The sequence below is a fragment of the Cytophagales bacterium genome, assembly GCA_033344775.1.
Classification (GTDB): Bacteria; Bacteroidota; Bacteroidia; order Cytophagales; family Cyclobacteriaceae; genus JAWPMT01.
Genome location: JAWPMT010000004.1, coordinates 389,310 through 409,256, shown reverse-complemented (window position 1 = coordinate 409,256; position 19,947 = coordinate 389,310). Strand labels below are relative to the sequence as shown.

Genomic DNA, 19,947 nt, shown 5'->3' with positions numbered 1-19,947 from the left:
ATGGAGAGAAATAGCGATAAATATGTCCTAACCGAAGGCATGGAATGGGAGGAACTCGGAGGAGGAGTATCCAGAAAAATGCTTGGATATGATAACCAGATCATGATGGTTCTGGTGAAATTCGAAAAAGGTGCATTGGGTTCACCGCACAGTCATTTTCACACCCAGGCAACTTATGTGGTCTCAGGTTCATTTGAATTTGAAATCGATGGTGTGAAACAGGTGGTCAAAGGGGGAGATGGCGTTTATATCGAGCCTAACTTGCTTCATAGTGCCCTTTGCCTGGAAGAAGGGATGCTGATCGATACATTCAGTCCGGTAAGGGAAGATTTTCTTAGTGGAGCGGGAGTATCTTATTTCGGTGATAAAGATTGATCAACCCAATAACTGATTTATGAAATTACGAGGATTAAGATGGTGGGTGGTAGGCCTGATTGCGCTAGCAACCATCATCAACTACATCGACCGGCAAACCTTGAGTGTCCTTTGGCCTCAAATTGCCGATGATCTTTTTCCAGACAAAGGAATTGATGAACGCAAAGCGATCTATGCTAACATCACCATCATTTTCATGTTCTCCTATGCATTTGGTCAGGCCATTTTCGGGAAGATTTTTGACTGGATAGGAACCCGCATAGGGTTTGCTTTATCCATTGGTGTTTGGTCCATTGCTACAGCGCTTCATGCGTTTGCAGGCTCATTTACAACCTTTGCCTTATTTCGATCCATTTTGGGGATCTCAGAAGCGGGAAACTGGCCGGGAGCCGCAAAAGGGAATGCAGAATGGTTTCCAACCAAAGAAAGAGCTTTTGCACAAGGGTTATTTAACTCAGGTGCAGCGATCGGAGGACTTGTTTCTATTCCAATCATTTCATCATTATCTCTTGCACTTGGGAGTTGGGTCGCTATCTTCATTGCAGTGGCGGCCCTTGGTTTCATCTGGTTGATTCCCTGGTTTGCTATCGTAAAAGCTCCTCCTAAGTCACACCCATGGATTACCGACGAGGAAAAGGAATATATCCTCAGTGGCCAAAAATCAGCAACCGGTAATCAAGATTCAAGCAGCGAGGAAGGATATAATCCTAGTACAGGAAAATTGCTTACCCATCGTCAAAGTTGGGGGGTGATTATTGCTTCAGCTGCCATTGACCCCATTTGGTGGTTATTCATTTCCTGGATTCCTATCTACTTGTTCGAAGTATACAACATGGATGTCAAGGGGTTATTGATTTACGGATGGGTGCCCTATGTTGGAGCCATGTTCGGTGCCTGGTTCGGAGGTCTATTGGCTCAGAACCGATTAAAGGCTGGATGGTCTGTAGACAGGGCTAGAAAATTAGTGATCACCATCGGATGTTTGATCATGTTGCCATCTCTACTGGCTTTGGCGAGTCCAGGTGGTCCGACCACAGCGGTAATCATCATGGCAACTATTCTTTTCGGATTTCAAACAGCCATTGGAAATATCCAAACCTTACCGAGTGATTTTTTCAGTGGTAAGACGGTAGGTACGCTTGCCGGATTTGCAGGTATGGCTGCTAAACTGGCCGCAGCAGGGTTGACCTTTTTCGTGCCCTGGCTAACCAGTGGAGGGAATTACCAACCAGTATTCTACATCGGGTCGGCATTGGCCTTGATAGCCCTGGCTGGCGTGTTGCTTCTATGTGGCAAGATTGAGCCACTCAAACCAACTGCTTAAAAACTTAAATCATTTAAAAACACGAATAAAATATTACAGTAGACATAAAATGGAAAAATCAAATAATAAAGTAGCAATTGTAACGGGAGCCACTGGTGGCATAGGTTTTAAAGTAGCCTGTAGACTAGGAAAAGATGGTTTCATCGTCATCCTGAATGGCATTGAAGATGAAGCCGGTTCCCAGCGAGTGAAAGAACTAGAAGCAGAGGGAATTACAGCAGAATACTATGGGTTTGATGTGACCAAAGAAGAAGATGTAACGGCTAATATTAAAGCCATTGGTGAGAAATATGGCCGAATTGATGTATTGGTAAATAATGCCGGCGGACTTGGCGGCCGTTCAAGATTCGAAGAGATGACCACTGAATTTTACCGAAACGTCATGGCACTCAATCTGGACTCTGTATTTTTTGCTTCAAGGGCGGCAATTCCATATTTGAAAAATGGAGAGCATCCTACGATCATCAACTACACTTCTAATGCGGGATGGAATGCAGGTGGTCCTGGTGCTGGAATTTATGGAACATCGAAAGCAGGAGTTCACGCCATCACCAGGGCATTGGCCAAAGATTTGGCGGAGTACGGCATCAGAGTAAATGCAGTTTCTCCTGGAACGATTGATACCCCTTTTCATGCGCAGATCAAGTCAACAAAACCAGAAGTATTTGCTTCGTGGAAGAATAATATCATGTTGGGAAGATTAGGCGAACCGGAAGAAGTAGCCTCTGTCGTATCCTTCCTGGCTGGGAATGATGCGTCATTTATTACGGCTGAGACCATTCAGATTGGCGGCGGTCAGGCACTAGGGATTTAAAAAATCTGTTTTAAAACATTACATTGAATGAAGTTGGAAGGAAAAGTAGCTGTTGTTACAGGTGGCGCGCGTGACATTGGGCGCGCTATCTGTGTGAAACTGGCAAAAGAAGGGGCCAAGGTAGTGGTCAATTATTTCAATAGTGAGTCGGATAGCGCAGACACACTTGCCGCTATTAAAGACGTTGGGGGTGAAGCGATTGCGGTAAAGGGAGATGTAACAAAACAGGGAGATATTGATCATCTGGTTGCTAAAACCAAAAAAGCCTTTGGTTATAAGTTGGATATACTTGTCAATAATGCTGGAGGGCTTTTTGCCCGTAAGAAAGCAGAGGAATTGGATGAATCTTTCTATGATTTGGTCATGGGAGTCAATTTCAAAGGAACGGTTTTTGTCACACAAGCAATGAAGCCATTGATGGGTAAAGGAAGTTCGATTGTTAATCTTGCCTCGCAGGCAGGACGTGATGGAGGGGGACCCGGTTCTGCGCTCTATGCTTCCTCGAAAGCGGCAGTCATGACTTTGACAAGAAACTGGTCCAAGGAATTTGGCCCGGAAGGAATTCGAATCAATGCAGTTTGCCCAGGTATGATTGCGACCAAATTTCACGATGATTTTACCAAAGATGAAGTAAGGGTCAATGTGGCGAATGCTACCCCGTTAAGGAGAGAAGGAAAGGCAGAAGAAGTAGCGGATTTGGTGGCTTACCTGGCTAGTGACCAATCGTCATTCATGACAGGAAACAATGTAGATATCAATGGGGGATTGGCCTTTTCATAAGCCGAAATTTGATCAGACTTAGAACGACAGTAGCATGCTCGGCGCAACGATTCATATTTTTGGTTTTAATTCGCTTTTGAAGGTGAATAAGATGAAAAAGAAAGTTGGTCCCCTGGATACTGCCGTATCACTCGATTCCTACAAGTGTACACTTGCCGTTGAATGTTGTGTTTTCGGTTTTCAGGAGAATGAACTTAAGATCCTTTTAGTGAAGCGATCGATCGAACCATTCAAGGATCACTGGTTGCTACCAGGTGGGACCATGGGAGAGGGGAAAACCCTTTCAGAATCTGTGCATCAGGTCTTGTTCAATTTGACTGGGATCAAAAAGATACCTCATGAGCAAGTGGCTTGTTACAGCAATGTCAATAGACATCCGATCAAACGAGTGGTTTCAGTGTCATTCTATGCGTTGGTCAAACCAGAAGATTATCCAGTGATACCTAGAAACTACATTTCGGAGATCAATTGGTTTTCATTGGATGATTTGCCGAAGCTTGGGTTCGATCATGAAATTTTGCTATCAGAGGCACTCGAGAAGCTTCGTAATAATCTGAAGCAAAACCTGATTTTCGGAGAGTTGCTGCCAGACCGCTTCACATTAACAGAACTCCAGGAACTTTATGAAAGTATACTTGGTGAAAAACTGGATCGTCGCAATTTCAGAAAGAAGATTTTGCAAATGGACATTCTTGAAGCGACCAACGAAAAGAAAACCGGCGTAAAAGGCGGTCCGGTGTTGTTCAAAAGAAAATAAGAGAAGGATTCACAGGTAATTTGTAAATTCCTTAAACTGTGTATAAATTACACAGTATTAAATATTAACCTATTGTAAATCATATAATTAGATGGATCAAAAAGTCGTAACATTTGGAGAAATCATGCTTCGGTTAGCCCCTCCTGGTTTCTTGAGGTTTTCACAAGCCAACAGTTTCGATGTGGTTTATGGAGGCGGTGAATCAAATGTCGCGGTATCGTTGGCGAACTACGGCGTGCCGGTGGATTTTGTCACTCGATTACCTAAAAATGACATTGGAGAATGTGCCTTAATGGAAATGAGGAAGCGGGGTGTAAACACCCAGAATATCATTTTCGGCGGAGATAGGTTAGGGATCTATTTTTTAGAAACTGGTGCGGTAAGTAGAGGCAGTAAAGTCGTTTACGATCGAGCGCATTCAGCCATGGCTGAGATTGAACCAGGAATGGTAGATTGGTCAAAAGTATTTGAAGGAGCTGCCTGGTTTCACTGGACAGGAATTACGCCTGCCATTTCACAAGGTGCCGCAGATGCCTGTTTGGAAGCAGTAAAAGCGGCTTCAGAAATGGGCATTACCATTTCTACGGATCTGAACTATCGAGCGAAACTGTGGAAGTATTGTAGTGCTGATCATCGGGAGGCTATCATGACAGAATTGACTGCTTACTGCGATGTAGTACTTGGTAATGAAGAAGATGCCGAGATGCATTTTGGGATCAAACCAGAAGGGATTTCAGTCCAAACGGAAGGCCACAATGTGAAAGCAGAAGCCTTCTTATCCGTTTGCCAGCAGATGATGAAAAAGTTTCCGAAAGCCAAGAAGGTAATTACGACACTTCGTGGATCAATTTCTGCTTCACACAATACCTGGGCAGGTGTACTCTACGACGGAACTAAAATGTATGATACCCGCCAATATCAAATCACAGATATTGTTGATCGAGTAGGTGGAGGGGATTCATTTATGGGAGGATTGATTTACGGACTGTTGCAGTATCCGGATGACGATCAGAATGCTCTGGATTTTGCCGTAGCGGCCTCTTGCTTGAAACATACGATTAAGGGGGATGCCAATTTGGTGACTGTTGCCGAAGTGGAGAAACTCATGAAAGGAGACGCCTCCGGAAGGGTGGCGAGATAAGAATTGCCTTGGGAGTCAGGCAATCAATTGTAGTTCATAAGTTTTAAACTAGCCTGGCCCCTTTTTTTAATTTTTCAAATCGTGAAACCTAGCGTTGTTATTATTTGTGGCGGGGGACCTGCCCCCGGGATTAATACCGTGATTGCCACGGTGGCCAAAGCCTTTATTGCCGATGATTACCGGGTGCTGGGCATCCACCATGGCTACCAGGGGCTGTTTTCGGAAAATCCGGAGATCAAGGAATTTGATTTCGAGCATGCTGATCGGATTTTTAGCCGAGGTGGATCAACTCTGATCATGAGCCGATTCAAACCAAAGGACACGGATTTCAATACCCGCCTGTTTGAAAAAGAAAATGTCAAATTGTTGGTGACCATCGGTGGCGACGATACCGCTTCTACGGCCAATAGAATTGCCAAATACCTGAAATCAAACAACATTGACATCAGCAATATCCATGTACCGAAAACCATCGATAATGACCTGCCGCTCCCAGATCGGAATCCAACTTTTGGGTTCCATTCCGCCAAAGATGAAGGGGTGAGGATTGGCCATACGGTTTACGAAGATGCTCGGACATCAAGACAATGGTTTGTCATGTCTGCCATGGGAAGGTCCGCGGGACATCTGGCATTTGGTATCGCTACCGGGTGCCACTTCCCGATGATGGTCATTCCGGAAATGTTTAACAAAACCGAAGTGACCCTCGATAAAATCATCAACCTTATTATTTCCTCCATTGTCAAGAGAAAGATCCTGGGAATTGAGTACGGGGTAGCGATGGTGAGTGAGGGTGTTTTTCATATCCTCAACATAAAAGAAATTGAAAAGAGTGGGATCTCATTTACTTACGATGCCCATGGCCATCCGGAGCTAGGCAATGTAAGTAAGGCCCATATTTTCAATATTTTGCTTCAAAAGCGCTTGCAAGCACTTGATATCCATATCAAAAGTCGACCCACGGAGTTGGGTTATGAATTGCGATGTGCCCGACCTATAGGGTTCGACCTAACGCTCTGCTCACTTTTGGGATTAGGCGTAAAGAAGCTGTTCAATGAAGGCATTACTGGCTGCATTGTCAGTGCGAATTCTACGGGAGATATTAGCCCCATTTATCTGGAAGATTTTCAGAAAGATGGCAAAGTAGAACCACGACTGGTAGATATTGAAGCACAAATCTCCAGGTTGTTTCTGGATGAACTCCATTACCTCACACCTGGAGATAGAGAGGCCGCGAAATCGTATTTACCAGATCCTGAGAATTATGAATTTGATCAAGTATTGAACTGGGCATGAGCAAGAAGGTCGTCACATTTGGTGAAGTCATGATGAGGTTGTCGCCTCCGGGTCATGCCAAATTTTCCCAGGCGACTACTGTTGATTTGGCTTATGGCGGAGGAGAAGCAAATGTGGCCATTTCACTCGCTTATTTTGGTCTTGAAGCGCTCCATGTAACGCGATTCCCGGATAACTTACTTGGCAAGTCAGCCACGCAATTTTTAAGACATCACTGGCTGGATACTTCCAGAATCATCTATGGTGATGGCCGAATGGGGAAGTACTTCCTGGAGAAAGGAGCTGTTCATCGAAGCAGTGAGGTTGTTTATGAACGTGATCAGTCTGCCTTTTCAAGTATAGCACCGGGAATGGTGGATTGGGATGAGATTTTGAAGGAGGCTTCCTGGTTCCATTGGACGGGCATTTCTCCGGCGATCAGCCAAAGTGCTGCGGACACCTGCCAGGAAGCCATTGCTGCGGCGAATAAACTTGGCATTCCTGTATCAGGAGATATTCATTCCAGAAAGAGTTTGTGGCAGTACGGGAAAAGCCAGCAAGAGGTCATTCCTGAAATGGTAGAGGGGTGCGATGTGGTCATTGCCAGTACGTATGACATGAACGAAATTTTGGGTATTGGTGAAATTGATTCTCCGTTTGAAGAGAGTGCAAGGCAATTGACGAATGACTATCCTCGGGTAAGGAAAGTCGTTGATAAAGACCGGGAAAGTGTTAGTGCTTCACATAATCGAATTGAAGGTTTTATGTGGAGTGAAAACAGCATGTATCGGTCACCGTCATTTGACGTCACACACATAGTGGATCGAGTGGGTACCGGGGATGCGTATGCTGCTGGATTGATTTATGGCTTATTAAGTTACGAAAGAGAACAAGATGCAGTGAATTTTGCAGCTGCAGCTTGTGCATTAAAACATACCGTCGAAGGGGATGCCAATGTGGTATCTGCGGAAGACGTTCAAAGAATTGTAATAGGAAATACAACAGGAATAATCATTAGATAATTATGGCAAGGTTTTCAAGAATTCAGGTTTACACTGAAATGGCAAGAACGGGGATGGTTCCCTTGTTTTATCATGCCGATATTGAATTGTCAAAAAACATACTACGGGCATGCTACCAGGGAGGTGCCAGGGTACTTGAGTTCACCAACCGGGGAGATTATGCCCATGAGGTTTTTAGGGAGCTCAACAAGTTCGCGGAGCAAGAATTACCCGAAATGATCCTGGGTGTTGGTTCTGTAACCGATGCTGGATCAACGGCACTTTACTTGCAATTAGGGGCAAATTTTGTGGTGACTCCAGTCTTCAGAGAAGACATTGCGATAGCTTGTAATCGAAAGAAAGTATTGTGGTCGCCAGGGTGTGCTTCCCTTACGGAAATTGCACGAGCGGAAGAGATGGGTTGCGAACTGGTTAAACTATTTCCGGGAGGGACATACGGACCAGGATTCGTGAGCGCCATCAAAGGTCCTCAACCCTGGACCAATATCATGCCTACAGGGGGCGTTTCGCCGACTGAAGAAAATTTGAGAGGCTGGTTCAATGCAGGAGTCACCTGTGTTGGAATGGGGTCTAAATTGATCTCTAAGGATGTGATTAAGAACAACGATTATGCAGGATTGGAAGCCAGTGTACGAGAATGTTTAGAATTGATCGATAAAATCAGAACTGCTTGAAAAATCTGATCAAATTTCTATTGTCCTTTGGCCCCGGAATTTTTGCCATAGGTTATACCATTGGGACGGGCAGCGTGACCTCAATGATCGTTGCAGGGAACTCATTCGGTATGGACCTGCTATGGGTTTTAGCCCTTAGTTGTCTTTTCTCCGGTGTTTTGATTTACGTTTCAGGACAATACTATTTGATCACCAGGGAGACTGCCTTATTTGCCGTAAAAAAGCACTTGCCGATGGGTAAGGTGCTGGCCTGTGCGATCATCATTTCGGTGGGAATAGGTCAATGGAATTCCCTGATTGGTATTCTTGGAATTACTTCCAATGTCATTTTTGAGATCATCCAGCTCAACTATCCGGGAATTACCAATCCATATCCCGTGGTGTTAGGCATTGCTGTAATAATCATTGGGACATTTTATCTCCTCCTGTTGAAGGGGAGTTATTCTCTTTTTGAAAAAGTATTGGCCCTGTTTGTATCGATGATGGGGCTGTCCTTCTTTTTTACGCTGTTTTTTGTGATGCCGCTACCAATGGAGGTTATTAAAGGCCTTGTTCCAAAAATCCCGCAAGTGGATGGAGCAGGTATTCTGTTAGCGGCATTCGTGGGTACCACTATGGCTGCGGCTACCTTTTTATCACGACCTCTGTTTATCCAGGGGAAAGGATGGACACGAGAAGATCAGGTTACACATCGCAATGATGGAATTGTAGCTGCGATCCTGATTTTTATTATCAGCGGATCCATCATGTCCGTGTCTGCTGGGTCGCTCTATGGTACAGGTACCGAGATCACTAAAGTACTTGACATGTCTGGGGCATTGACACCCCTCGCAGGAAAATTTGCAGTGGGGGTTTTCTTTGTTGGAACGTTGAGTGCCGGACTTTCTTCCATATTTCCTTGTTTGATGATTGTGCCGCTAATGGTTGCTGATTACTCTTCTGGTAATTTAGATGTGACTTCCAAAAGGTTTCGGATCATTACCGGATTTGCGAGCCTATTAGCATTAAGTATTCCCGTCTTTGGGGTAAATCCCATCAAAGGGCAAATCCTTTCTCAAGTACTCAATGCCTTCGGATTACCACTGGTGGTTTTTATTTTCATCATGCTATGGAACCGTAAATCTGTTGTGGTTAAATGGAAGCCAATCATAAATTTGATATTGGTAGGAGCGTTGGTCTTTGCATTGATCATCACTTATAATGGATTATCGGATATTTTGACTTAAGTATTCCATGGTAATAGAATTGTTTTCACCCCTTCAATTATGAAAATATTTATCCATCTTATATTTATTTTGAGCATAGCAGTCCTGCTGGAAAGCTGTGGTTCAAAGTCTGCAACATCGAATGAAGCAGCAACACAAGAGGCACAATTTCCGAGCGACGTAATGAACTCTCTGGGACAGTGGAAGATCCTTCTTGGTAATGGTGAAAGCAAGGATGACTTGATAGAGTTTAAGCATGATGATTATTTTTTTCACACAAACGATGGTGCTGACTGGGTGGTGTACAAAGCACCAAATGGAGGAATTACCTCACCTAATTCTCATAATACAAGATCGGAATTGGGACAAATCGAGCGATGGACTCCTGACATTGGTGGCAAGTTGACTGGAACGCTCAAAGTCATGCACGTGAGCACTTCTGGCGATGCGCGAGTCGCTGCTTCCTACGCTGTGGTAGTAGGACAAATACATAGTGCGGAAAAACATAAGAATGAGCCGCTAAAGATCTTTTATAAGAAATTTCCCGGGCATACGAAAGGCTCGGTATACTGGAATTATGAGATCAATACCGATGGCGATAACTCCGGAAGATGGGATTTTTCTACGGCAGTATGGGGGTACGATATGTCAGTAGTTGGCGATGCACCGGAAGAATACCCCCAGGAACCTCTAGATGGCATTGCATTGGGCGAGGAGTTTAGCTACGAAGTGAATGTTTACAAGGGTGTGATGTACCTCACCTTTTCCAGTGAGGGTCATGAAACAAGGACTTTTCAGAAGAATCTGATACAATCAGAATTCTCCAGTACATCATTGCCTCAGCAAATTGTGGACTTGTATGTTCCTATTGGGCAAGATGGAACGGAAAAGCCCAATGCCTATGAAGGTGAATTACAATTTTTTAAACAAGGTGCGTACAACCAGACCAACGGCCGAAGCCCCGAAGACAACATGGTTTGGGGGACTGGATCTGCGACCTATGATGGAGATGTAGCCTTACAATATACGAATGGGAGTTATGCGGAAGTTTGGTTCCGTTCATCGTCCGTTGGCCCCGGAACACCTCCCAGATAGAACACCTGGCATTCACCCCACATGACCCAAAATTTAAAAACATGAAACGTCTTTTATTCTTAGTTACTTCCTTAATCATCCTCATAGGTTGCCAACAGTCAACTTCTCAAAAAGAAGTGATGGTTTCAAATATTATGGAACTAAATGAGGCCATTTCCAGTGCTACCCCTGGCACTGAAATCATCATGAAGAATGGCCCCTGGAATGATGCCCAAATTCGTTTCGTTGGGAAAGGAACTGAAGGAAGCCCGATCATACTCAGAGCGGAAACTTCAGGGCAAGTCATTTTGCAAGGCGTTTCTAATTTGAAGCTTGGAGGTGAGCACCTGGTGGTGGATGGGTTACATTTTGCCAATGGTGCCTCTCCTTCGAGAGCTGTTATCGAATTTTCCGTCAATGACGATACTCTGGCCAACCACTGTAGAGTGACCAATTGTGTGATCGATGCTTTTAATAAATCACAGCGAAACAAGCAGGATTTGTGGGTCTTATTTAAGGGGAGACACAATCAGTTGGATCATAGTTATTTAGCAGGTAAATCCAATCGAGGACCGACTATTCGAGTAGATCTTGCTGGTAATGAAAGTATCAATAACTACCACCAAATCAATAACAACCATTTCGGACCCAGACCTCCAAAAGGCGGGCCCAGTGCGGAAACGATCCAGATAGGAAACAGCTTCACATCAATGGCCCCTAGCTATACACAGGTTTATGAAAATTTTTTCGACCGATGCAATGGAGAAGTGGAGGTCATTTCCAGTAAGACCAATTTCAACGAATTCAGGAACAATGTTTTCTACAAGAGTGAGGGATCTTTGGTTACGCGTCATGGGAACTATTGCATTGTAGATGGCAACTACTTCATTGGAGATGAAGACTCACCTCATGTTGGTGGAGTAAGGTTGATTGGCACCGGACATTGGATCACCAATAACTATTTTTATAACCTAAGGGGAGAAATTTTCCGGGGACCACTTGCGGTAATGAACGGAATTCCTAAATCACCGCTCAATCGATACATCCAGGTTACAGATGTGGTGGTAGCTCATAATACCTGGGTGAACTGTAAGTCCCCCTGGCAATTTGGAGTGGGGTCTAACATTGACCAAAGAGAGGTGCTACCACCTTCGGAAATCCGATCTGAGACTCCAATTAGAACTTTGGTGGCAAACAATATTATCTACAATACAAATGGTGACGAAGTGCCGGTCCTTCGGTACGATTCTATCGATGGTATTGATTTTCGTAGCAATGTGATCAACAATCAAGGAGTTGCTTATCGGGGAGTAGATGGACTTTTGGAGAAGGATTTTGCCATGAAGCAAGTGGAAGAGAACATATTGATTCCTACCTCAGACTTTAGTGATGTTGATGTCCACAAGGGATTTGAGTTTGAAAAGATCAGCAAAGACCTTTTCGGTAACGACCGAAGCGCAAATAATGCTATTGGGGCAACAAACGGTTCAAGTGAGCATGCACCCAATTTGATGGACATGTCTCGATATGGGCCAATAGGGTATGACCCAGGTGATAAAAATGATGTTGAGCCGGTGATTCATCAGGTAAGAAATTCAGATGAGCTGATACAAGCAGTAGCAAAAGCATCGAAAGGAGATGTGATCAATCTGTCCGCTGGAACCTATGAGTTAAGTGCCCCTTTAGCTGTGAAGACGAAACTGACCATACAAGCTGCGGTAGCTTCCGAGAAACCTACCATTAATTATGTTGGAGCTGCTGAGACTCCTGCATTTGAAATGAATCCTGGAGGTGATCTGTTCCTGAAGTCCATCGGACTCGAAGGAAATGGCAAGAATTATGCCTTTGCCAGCCTCAAGGAAAACATGTCTAGTCTCTACAATTTAGAGGTGGTTGAATCTGAGATTTCCAACTTTGATTATGTACTAAAGGCTTATAAGTACTCCTTTTCAGAGTTCATTGAATTCAATTCGTCAGTGATCAAAAACTGCAACAATGGCCTGGAGCTTGCTTCCGAAGACGATGATCGTGGAGAGTACAATGCAGAAAATTTGTTCATTCGGGATACCCAATTCGATGGCGTAAAAAGCAATGTCATCAACTATTATCGTGGCGGTTATGATGAATCAACTGTCGGTGGGAATTTGATCATTGAAGGAAGCGCTTTCTCCAATAGTGGTGCTAAAGACCCAAATGGTATTTTGATCAATACGTATGGTATCATCAATGTGGATATTTCAGGTAATACTTTCCAGAATAACCGGGTCAAACTGGTGGCGCGACTGTGGGGTGCAAAGAACAACTCACATGCTAACAATGACATCCAAAATTCAGGCAAATTGATCCTCGAACAAAACCTGCCATTGAAGCTGGTTTACTAGTCTATTCCAACGTTTGGGTCATCGCTCGGACCGATCAATTAATCATAGCATTCTTCTTAATACAGAGGATTCATTAGCTGGGATTTCTAGCTGATGCAGTCATGCTATTGCATTTATAACAATTCAAATAAGCGTACGAGCCCTTCGATCGGCTTTTTTCCAAAAAATAAATGGTCAAAATGTTTTATTTGTAATTAGTCTACCATAAATTGGTCGACCAATTCAGGGTTGTTATTGAAGAAATGGAATTACTTAAGAACTTTTCTCAGATAGAGATTGAGTCTCCGTCAAACCAGATCATTCGACAGATCAAGGGTTTGATTTCGTCAGGGCAACTGAATCCTGGAGATAAACTACCCTCCGAACGATTGATGTGTGAGCGGTTAGGTGTAGGTCGGACTCACCTGCGAGATGCACTAAAAAAATTGGAGTTCTATGGCATACTAAAAACACTCCCACAGAGTGGTACGGTTGTGGCCGGTTTGGGACTTCCAGCGCTGGAAGGACTGATCTCCGACATGTTGAATTTGCATGGTAATGATTTCAAGTCGCTGGTTGAAACCAGGGTCATGCTGGAAGTGAATGCAGCTATGCTGGCCGCAAAGAATAGAACATCCCATGACCTCTTTGAACTGGAGAAGGCCCTGGAGGCACATAAGCAAAGGGTGCAAAATGAGGAGCCTACTGTAGAAGAAGACCTCTTATTCCATTTGAAGATTGCTGAAGCAAGTAAGAATACGGTGTTGAAATCATTGATGTTAATCATCACACCGGATATCATGGCATACTTCAAAAAGCATAATGTCTGTGGCGAGGGGAGAGCAGAGGTCGCACTAAAAGAACATGAGTTGTTGGTGGAGCATATCTCCGCAGGAAATTCAGACGAAGCAGGGGCACTCATCAAAGAGCACTTCAACGAAACCCTTAATTATGTCAATCGCCTGGAGTTTACCTCTGAAAACTTGAAAGCAGTATAAAAACAGAACTAATAAATCTTAAATAGAAAACCCGAGTATTATGAAAAACCTAATAACAAGGACATACAAGCAAGGTATCTTAATGGTGTCTTTCTTGGCGACAATGGTTGTACTAATATCCTGTAGTGAGGACGAACCTGCACCACCGGATCCGGCTACAGTTAATGCAGGCTTTACTGCTGAAGTAGATGTGGATGATTCTTTTACTTACACATTCACCAATACATCTGTGATTCTAGGTATTGATGACCTTACTGGAACTTATGCCTGGGATTTCGGAGGCGATGGAACTTCAACTGAAGCTAGTCCTACACATACTTTCTCAGCTGCAGGGGATTACAACGTTACATTAACAGTAACTGCCGCTGATGGGGAGCAAGGCACTGCATCCGAGACGATCACCGTAACCGCACCTTTGAATAAGTACGGTTCTATCACGGATACAACAGATGATGATACTGGTGAGCTTAGATTATCTGTAGATGTGATTCAGACAGGTCGTGTAACATTCATGTATCGTGTACACGCAGATGCGCAGGATGGCTTTATTAATGTTGCAGGAACATCTACAACAGGCGATTTCTCTATCGTTGAAGTAAGATTGAAAGATGATGGAAGTCATGCCTTCCGTGAAGGAGCTTCTGATGATGCCATTGCAGCGGCGAACTTCCCAGATCCAAAAATTGATGTTTGGGTTCCCGTTGAAGTAAGCTGGTCGGCAAATGGAACAGATGTACCCACCTGGACCGTAATTATGGATGGTCAAACTGTATTGGCCGATGCCGTAAGTACTACGAATGGCGGTGACGGAGATGTTGCTGGTCACTTAGAAGCTACTATGGGAGGCGCTGCTAATTTCCAGTGGAAATATGCTTCTAATTCAACCATAGATGAAGGAACCTATGAAGTAGATGATATCGTGATCTATTCCTCAGATTCTGGTTCTGAAGTAGTGGTGTTTACCGATGACTTTCAGGCTTTCCAGGTAGGTGCTAACTTGAATCCCGGTGAAGACCTGGAAAACCCAACTACTGCCTATCATGAGAATACTGTCGATGCAACTGTTGCAGAAGAACAATAAGAGTTAATTACGATAGTGAGAAATTAAGGAAACTTAAAATCCACAACATGGGAGCGTTCATAATGGCGCTCCTTTTTTGTTTCCGATGAAAGAAGACGATAGTCATTTCATTGGAAAATTCTTAATCTTCCTATAGTAGGAAAATGATTATGAAAATCTGCTCATATTATTTGGCAATGAAATTGGTATATCTTAAATTGGTCGACCAATTAGATGGTTTCTTGTTTGTAACTGGACTATTATAATAGGGCAGTAATTATGTGGATTAGCTAGTGTGAATGGAAGTTGTTTTTTGGAGACTCACTATGCTTCACTTGAAGTAAGCTCAGAAGGACACCACCTGACTATTTAAAAACTATTTATCAATGAATTATTTTTTACGAAGTACGATTGGACGAGCCAAAGGGGTGATGTGCCTCCTGGTTATGTTCTGCTGCTTGGTTTCCATGAGTGCCCATGCACAAGGAACCATCAGTGGTCGGATCACCGATGAGAATGGTGAAGGGTTACCTGGAGTTACAATTAGAGTTCAGGGGACGAGTACAGGTACAAGTACTGATATCGACGGGAATTTCAACGTAACAGCTGCTAGCGACGCAGTTTTAGAGATTTCATCAATTGGATTTCGGTCGGAATCTATTGCTGTTAATGGAAGAACTATCATCAATGTCACCATGGAAGTAGACGTTGAAGAGCTGAATGAAGTGGTGGTCATTGGATACGGCAGTGTTCAAAAAAGTGATATTACAGGAAGCGTATCTTCTGTCAAAACAAAAGACCTACAGGCATTCCCGCTATTGAACGCGGCACAAGCGTTGCAAGGTAGAGCGGCAGGAGTCGTTGTGCAGTCGGAAAATGGAGGAGAGCCTGGAGCTTCCATCGATATTAAAATTAGAGGGGCAACGTCTTTCTCAGCGAGCAGCTCTCCACTGGTCGTGGTGGATGGTTTTGTCGGAGCGACCATGCCCCAGCAAAATGACATTGAATCGATCGAAATTTTGAAGGATGCCTCAGCTGCTGCGATCTATGGCTCGCGAGGATCAAATGGTGTGATTCTGGTGACCACTAAAAAGGGAGTACCGGGAAAGGTGACCGTTGAAGTGAATTCGACTATTTCATCTTCAGAAACTTCCAACAGATTGGACTTGCTGAATGCAGATCAGTTTGCGGAATTTCAGCAAATCTTGAATCCTGCCTTTGTGCAAGGGCCTGCGAATACAGACTGGCAGGAGGTGCTATTTCGAAATGGAACGGTTCACAACCATCAATTTTCCGTAGCTGGAGGAAGCGAGAATATCAATTTTTATGCATCGGCTAATTACTTCAATCAGGAGGGAGTCATCATTAACTCCGCCTTTGAGCGAGTATCCTTTCTTGCCAATATGGATGCAAAGGTCAATGATAAGGTGAAAATAGGAGTGAGTCTCTTTACACGTAGAAGTGTAAAAGATGGCGTTTCTACGCAATCCACAGGACAAACTGCCAATGGAGGTGGAGATGATGTGATTGGCCTGATGTTTAGGTTCAGACCTGACTTGGGTATTTTCAACGATGACGGAAGCTTCACTTCTCAAAACATAGGAGGATTACTCGATAACCCGTTTGCGGTTGCTACCGAGCGCATCGAGGAGACCAAGGAAGATAGAAATAGAGCCAATCTATATTTGGATTATAAAATCATTGAAGGCTTAAGTTTTAGAACAACACTTGGTCTACGATCCAGAAATGAAAACATCAGTACCTTCATTCCATCTACGCTCACCGAGACTGATGGTGGTTTAGGCGGTACAGCGCGCATAAGCAATCGTCAGTCCAATCACTTGCTCAATGAAAATTTCATCACCTACACCCGAGGAATAGGAGAAGGTAATTTGACATTTGTAGCAGGTCATTCTTATCAAAGAGATGTAACCGAAAGGTTTTCTGCGGGAGCACAAGGATTGATCAAGGACAGCTTTAGCTTCCATAATCTGGCAGGTGCAGATGTTGCTTTGACACCTACTTCTAGCTTTTCCGAGACGGAAATCGAATCGCAATTTGGTCGGGTCAATTTTGATTGGGCGGATAAATACTTAATTACTGCCACGGTAAGAAGAGATGGATCTTCCAGATTTTCAGAAAATGAGAAATATGCGATTTTTCCTTCAGCTGCCGTAGGCTGGCGGGTGTCCAATGAGCCTTTCCTAAGTTCTAATCCTTTTGTTTCTAACTTGAAAGTAAGAGCGAGTTATGGCGTAACCGGTAACACGTCTATTCCTGCCTTGTCTTCTTTTGCCACTTTCGACGATGTAGCCGGATTAGGCGTGGGTGGAGTGGTTGCAGGTGTGGTTCCTGATCAGGCCGCCAATGGCAACCTTCGCTGGGAATCATCCTATCAAACCAATCTTGGTCTTGATCTTGGCCTATTCGATGATCGGGTAGAGCTGGAATTGAATTACTACAACATTGATACCGAAGATTTATTGATGCCTGATTTCAATACGCCATTGTACCTGGGGAACCTGACCCGATTTGCACTGACGAACATTGGAGAAATTAATAATAAAGGATTTGAGATATCATTAGGAACGAGCAACATCATCACCAATGACCTGCAATGGACCACTGATTTCAATTGGTCCACGAACCGAACCGAAGTAATTACTTTGATTGACGGCCTGGATGTATTTTTAGATGCATCTCCCGGGTATTTCAGTAGAGACCGGACGCATATCCTTCGTGAAGGCGAAGTGCCAGGTATGTTTTGGGGATATGTATACCAGGGCGTGTTTACTGGCGGGGCACTTCCCGAAGGGACAGCCATGTTTGAAGGAGGAACCATTGGTGATCCTATGTTTGCAGAGGTGGCAGATGTGGAAGGGAATTTTGATGGGGTGATCGATACCAATGATCAACAAATCATCGGCGACCCCACGCCAGATTTTACATTTGGTATCAACAACACGGTTTCTTACAAGAATTTTGACCTAAACGTCTTTATTCAAGGTTCACAAGGGGGCGAGATCTTTAATTTGACCCGCGTACAATTGTTGAATGGCGATGCGAATGCCAGTACGGACATTTTGAACGCCTGGACCCTGCAAAATCCGGATAGTAACATCCCAAGAGTGGGGAACAATTCACAAAGAGAGTTGTCGACACGGTTTGTTGAAGATGGAAGCTATATCCGTCTGAAAAACCTGGCACTGGGCTATACGCTTCCAGCAGAACTTGTTGAAAAGGTTGGATTATCCTCCGCGAGGGTGTCATTCAGCGCACAGAACCTATTAACGATCACTGATTACTCTGGATTAGACCCTGAAGTAAGCTACTTTGGAGGAGGCGGTGAAAGTACCGGTGATGCCAATACGACCAATGGTTTTGATTATGGGAACTACCCGACCATCGTGTCCTATACGTTCAGTCTTAACCTAAAATTTTAAACCCAATTCAAATGAATAGATTTAAGCTTTTGCTTTTGTTGATCCTGGGATTATCAACATTTGGATGTTCAGATTTACAGGAAGAGCCCATTGGAATTTTGGTTCCGGAGACTTTCTTCACGGATGTGGCCTCGGTTGAGTCTGCCCGAAACGGTATCTATGCCAGAATGCATCACCGATTTTTCCTTGCCAGGGAAACCTCCATTCAGATCATGTTACGAAGTGACATGGTGGACATAGGTAACCTGGGTACGCGTCAGGAAAGAATTGACCACAACAATTTTAATGACATTGCCGATAATGGGAACACGTTAGTTTCATGGGGAGCGATGTGGGATATCGTATCTGCATGTAACCTGACGATATTCGGAGCTTCCATTGCTTCCGGAGATGAAGATGAGTTGAATCTGTTAAGTGGACAGGCCCATTTCATCCGTGCGATGACCTATTACCACATCGTTAGACAGTTTGGACCGGTGATTTACATTGATGAGCCTGTTTCCGATGTTGCGGCGTTGAGTAGTGCCTTTCCAAATTCAGTAGAAGAGATTTACAGTGAAATTATTTCTGATCTGGAATTCGCTAAATCGGTATTGCCGAATACGGTTTCTAATAAGTCAGTGCCTTCAAGGGCGGCAGCCAGTGCGTATCTGGCTTCTGTTTATTTAACGACTGGAGACTATGCGAATGCACTTGCAGAGGCAGAGGAAGTCATTGGGAGATCGATTGATGATGGAGATGGAACGTATGCATTGGGTTTAGAGCCTGACTTTCAGAACTTGTTCCATTATGCGAATGTGAAAAATTCCCTCGAACCCATTTTCGTGCTGGATTATGTGGGTATTGTTGGTATCAATGCGACCAACTGGTACACGGACTATTTAGCACCACTGACGGGCATTGAAGGAAACTTCAATGGAAAGCAGGGTGGATGGACTGTGATGGTTCCTTCTTTCGACGTTTACGACACTTGGGATGGTAGAGACTATCGCCGGGCCGTGAGTTTCGATACGACTGGAACTAATCAAGCCGGAGAAATTGTGGATTATACGCAGTTCAGCACGTTAGATCCATTGAACTCCAACCGACCACATATTGCGAAATATCAACGGTTCGCAGGAGAATCTGATAACATCGGTGCAGAGTCAAGAGCTTCCGAGTTGGATTACCTGCTGATGCGCTATGCAGAAGTATTACTCATTGCTGCTGAAGCTGCAGTAGAAATGGGTGATAACAATAAAGCACAGACCTACCTGAACAGGGTTCGGGCACGTGCCAGAAATGGAGCGGTCGATGGTGATAATGTGAAATATCCACCAAGTTCCTTTCCTGCCGATCACTTTGGTTCTGTAACCGTGGAGGATGTTTTGGAAGAGCGAAGGCTGGAGCTGGCCTTCGAAGGAAAGCGATGGTACGACATCATAAGAAGAGATTTGGGCCAATCGGTTTTTAGTGCCGCAGGATTAGAGGGAGAGAAGCCCGGCTTTGTTTACCCGACTGATTACCTGATTCCGATTCCAGCGGATGAAGTACTCCGAAATCCGAATTTGAGTGGAGGTTAAATACCTTCATTATCAATAGAGAGATAGATGAAAGCATCCTTCCTTGCAGTGGAGGATGCTTTTTTTATTCTATTTCGTAACTT

Annotated in this window: 16 protein-coding genes; all 16 read left to right on the top strand. The window is 44.1% G+C overall.

The features are described from left to right. The 16 genes from R8G66_10525 (at position 1) to R8G66_10450 (ending at position 19,864) form a co-directional block, all read left to right on the top strand. Positions 1-375 (top strand): cupin domain-containing protein, encoded by a 375-nt coding sequence (locus R8G66_10525; protein MDW3192794.1) that lies wholly within the window; start codon positions 1-3, stop codon positions 373-375. A 19-nt stretch (positions 376-394) separates the two neighbouring features. After that, complete coding sequence (locus tag R8G66_10520; protein ID MDW3192793.1) at positions 395-1,699, top strand: MFS transporter; 1,305 nt, start codon at positions 395-397, stop codon at positions 1,697-1,699. 49 nt (positions 1,700-1,748) lie between these two features. Further along, positions 1,749-2,513: an SDR family NAD(P)-dependent oxidoreductase gene (locus R8G66_10515; GenBank protein ID MDW3192792.1), complete on the top strand. Its 765-nt coding sequence runs from the start codon at positions 1,749-1,751 to the stop codon at positions 2,511-2,513. A 27-nt stretch (positions 2,514-2,540) separates the two neighbouring features. After that, positions 2,541-3,293: a glucose 1-dehydrogenase gene (locus R8G66_10510; protein MDW3192791.1), complete on the top strand. Its 753-nt coding sequence runs from the start codon at positions 2,541-2,543 to the stop codon at positions 3,291-3,293. Positions 3,294-3,384: 91 nt separating this feature from the next. Continuing rightward, entirely contained in the window at positions 3,385-4,050 is a 666-nt protein-coding gene (locus tag R8G66_10505; GenBank protein MDW3192790.1) for an NUDIX domain-containing protein, read from the top strand. A gap of 91 nt (positions 4,051-4,141) precedes the next feature. After that, a complete protein-coding gene (locus R8G66_10500) occupies positions 4,142-5,191 on the top strand; it encodes a sugar kinase (protein ID MDW3192789.1) in 1,050 nt (349 codons plus the stop codon). A gap of 81 nt (positions 5,192-5,272) precedes the next feature. Further along, positions 5,273-6,487, top strand: coding sequence for a 6-phosphofructokinase (locus R8G66_10495; protein ID MDW3192788.1), 1,215 nt, complete (start codon positions 5,273-5,275; stop codon positions 6,485-6,487). Next, positions 6,484-7,488, top strand: coding sequence for a sugar kinase (locus R8G66_10490; GenBank protein MDW3192787.1), 1,005 nt, complete (start codon positions 6,484-6,486; stop codon positions 7,486-7,488). Before R8G66_10495 ends, R8G66_10490 begins: the two co-directional genes overlap by 4 nt. Positions 7,489-7,490: 2 nt before the next feature. Further along, on the top strand, positions 7,491-8,162 hold the full coding sequence (locus R8G66_10485) for a bifunctional 4-hydroxy-2-oxoglutarate aldolase/2-dehydro-3-deoxy-phosphogluconate aldolase (protein ID MDW3192786.1): 672 nt from the start codon (positions 7,491-7,493) through the stop codon (positions 8,160-8,162). After that, positions 8,159-9,388 (top strand): divalent metal cation transporter, encoded by a 1,230-nt coding sequence (locus tag R8G66_10480; protein ID MDW3192785.1) that lies wholly within the window; start codon positions 8,159-8,161, stop codon positions 9,386-9,388. The genes R8G66_10485 and R8G66_10480 overlap by 4 nt, the downstream gene beginning before the upstream one ends. Before the next feature lie 69 nt (positions 9,389-9,457). Further along, positions 9,458-10,462, top strand: coding sequence for a polysaccharide lyase family 7 protein (locus R8G66_10475; GenBank protein MDW3192784.1), 1,005 nt, complete (start codon positions 9,458-9,460; stop codon positions 10,460-10,462). Between the two features lie 41 nt (positions 10,463-10,503). Beyond that, positions 10,504-12,822: a chondroitinase-B domain-containing protein gene (locus tag R8G66_10470; protein ID MDW3192783.1), complete on the top strand. Its 2,319-nt coding sequence runs from the start codon at positions 10,504-10,506 to the stop codon at positions 12,820-12,822. A gap of 242 nt (positions 12,823-13,064) precedes the next feature. Continuing rightward, complete coding sequence (locus R8G66_10465; GenBank protein MDW3192782.1) at positions 13,065-13,799, top strand: FadR/GntR family transcriptional regulator; 735 nt, start codon at positions 13,065-13,067, stop codon at positions 13,797-13,799. A 40-nt stretch (positions 13,800-13,839) separates the two neighbouring features. Then, positions 13,840-14,880 (top strand): PKD domain-containing protein, encoded by a 1,041-nt coding sequence (locus tag R8G66_10460; GenBank protein MDW3192781.1) that lies wholly within the window; start codon positions 13,840-13,842, stop codon positions 14,878-14,880. 365 nt (positions 14,881-15,245) lie between these two features. Next, a complete protein-coding gene (locus R8G66_10455) occupies positions 15,246-18,302 on the top strand; it encodes a TonB-dependent receptor (GenBank protein MDW3192780.1) in 3,057 nt (1,018 codons plus the stop codon). Positions 18,303-18,313: 11 nt separating this feature from the next. Beyond that, positions 18,314-19,864, top strand: a complete 1,551-nt coding sequence (locus tag R8G66_10450; protein MDW3192779.1) for a RagB/SusD family nutrient uptake outer membrane protein — start codon at positions 18,314-18,316, stop codon at positions 19,862-19,864. Positions 19,865-19,947 lie beyond the last annotated feature (83 nt).

Bases quoted from the DNA above. Each gene is read 5' to 3' on its own strand.
- R8G66_10470 (MDW3192783.1), top strand. From the start codon at position 10,504: ATGAAACGTCTTTTATTCTTAGTTACTTCCTTAATCATCCTCATAGGT.
- R8G66_10505 (MDW3192790.1), top strand. From the start codon at position 3,385: ATGAAAAAGAAAGTTGGTCCCCTGGATACTGCCGTATCACTCGATTCC.
- R8G66_10510 (MDW3192791.1), top strand. From the start codon at position 2,541: ATGAAGTTGGAAGGAAAAGTAGCTGTTGTTACAGGTGGCGCGCGTGAC.
- R8G66_10465 (MDW3192782.1), top strand. From the start codon at position 13,065: ATGGAATTACTTAAGAACTTTTCTCAGATAGAGATTGAGTCTCCGTCA.
- R8G66_10490 (MDW3192787.1), top strand. From the start codon at position 6,484: ATGAGCAAGAAGGTCGTCACATTTGGTGAAGTCATGATGAGGTTGTCG.
- R8G66_10485 (MDW3192786.1), top strand. From the start codon at position 7,491: ATGGCAAGGTTTTCAAGAATTCAGGTTTACACTGAAATGGCAAGAACG.
- R8G66_10500 (MDW3192789.1), top strand. From the start codon at position 4,142: ATGGATCAAAAAGTCGTAACATTTGGAGAAATCATGCTTCGGTTAGCC.
- R8G66_10450 (MDW3192779.1), top strand. From the start codon at position 18,314: ATGAATAGATTTAAGCTTTTGCTTTTGTTGATCCTGGGATTATCAACA.
- R8G66_10455 (MDW3192780.1), top strand. From the start codon at position 15,246: ATGAATTATTTTTTACGAAGTACGATTGGACGAGCCAAAGGGGTGATG.
- R8G66_10460 (MDW3192781.1), top strand. From the start codon at position 13,840: ATGAAAAACCTAATAACAAGGACATACAAGCAAGGTATCTTAATGGTG.
- R8G66_10525 (MDW3192794.1), top strand. From the start codon at position 1: ATGGAGAGAAATAGCGATAAATATGTCCTAACCGAAGGCATGGAATGG.
- R8G66_10515 (MDW3192792.1), top strand. From the start codon at position 1,749: ATGGAAAAATCAAATAATAAAGTAGCAATTGTAACGGGAGCCACTGGT.
- R8G66_10520 (MDW3192793.1), top strand. From the start codon at position 395: ATGAAATTACGAGGATTAAGATGGTGGGTGGTAGGCCTGATTGCGCTA.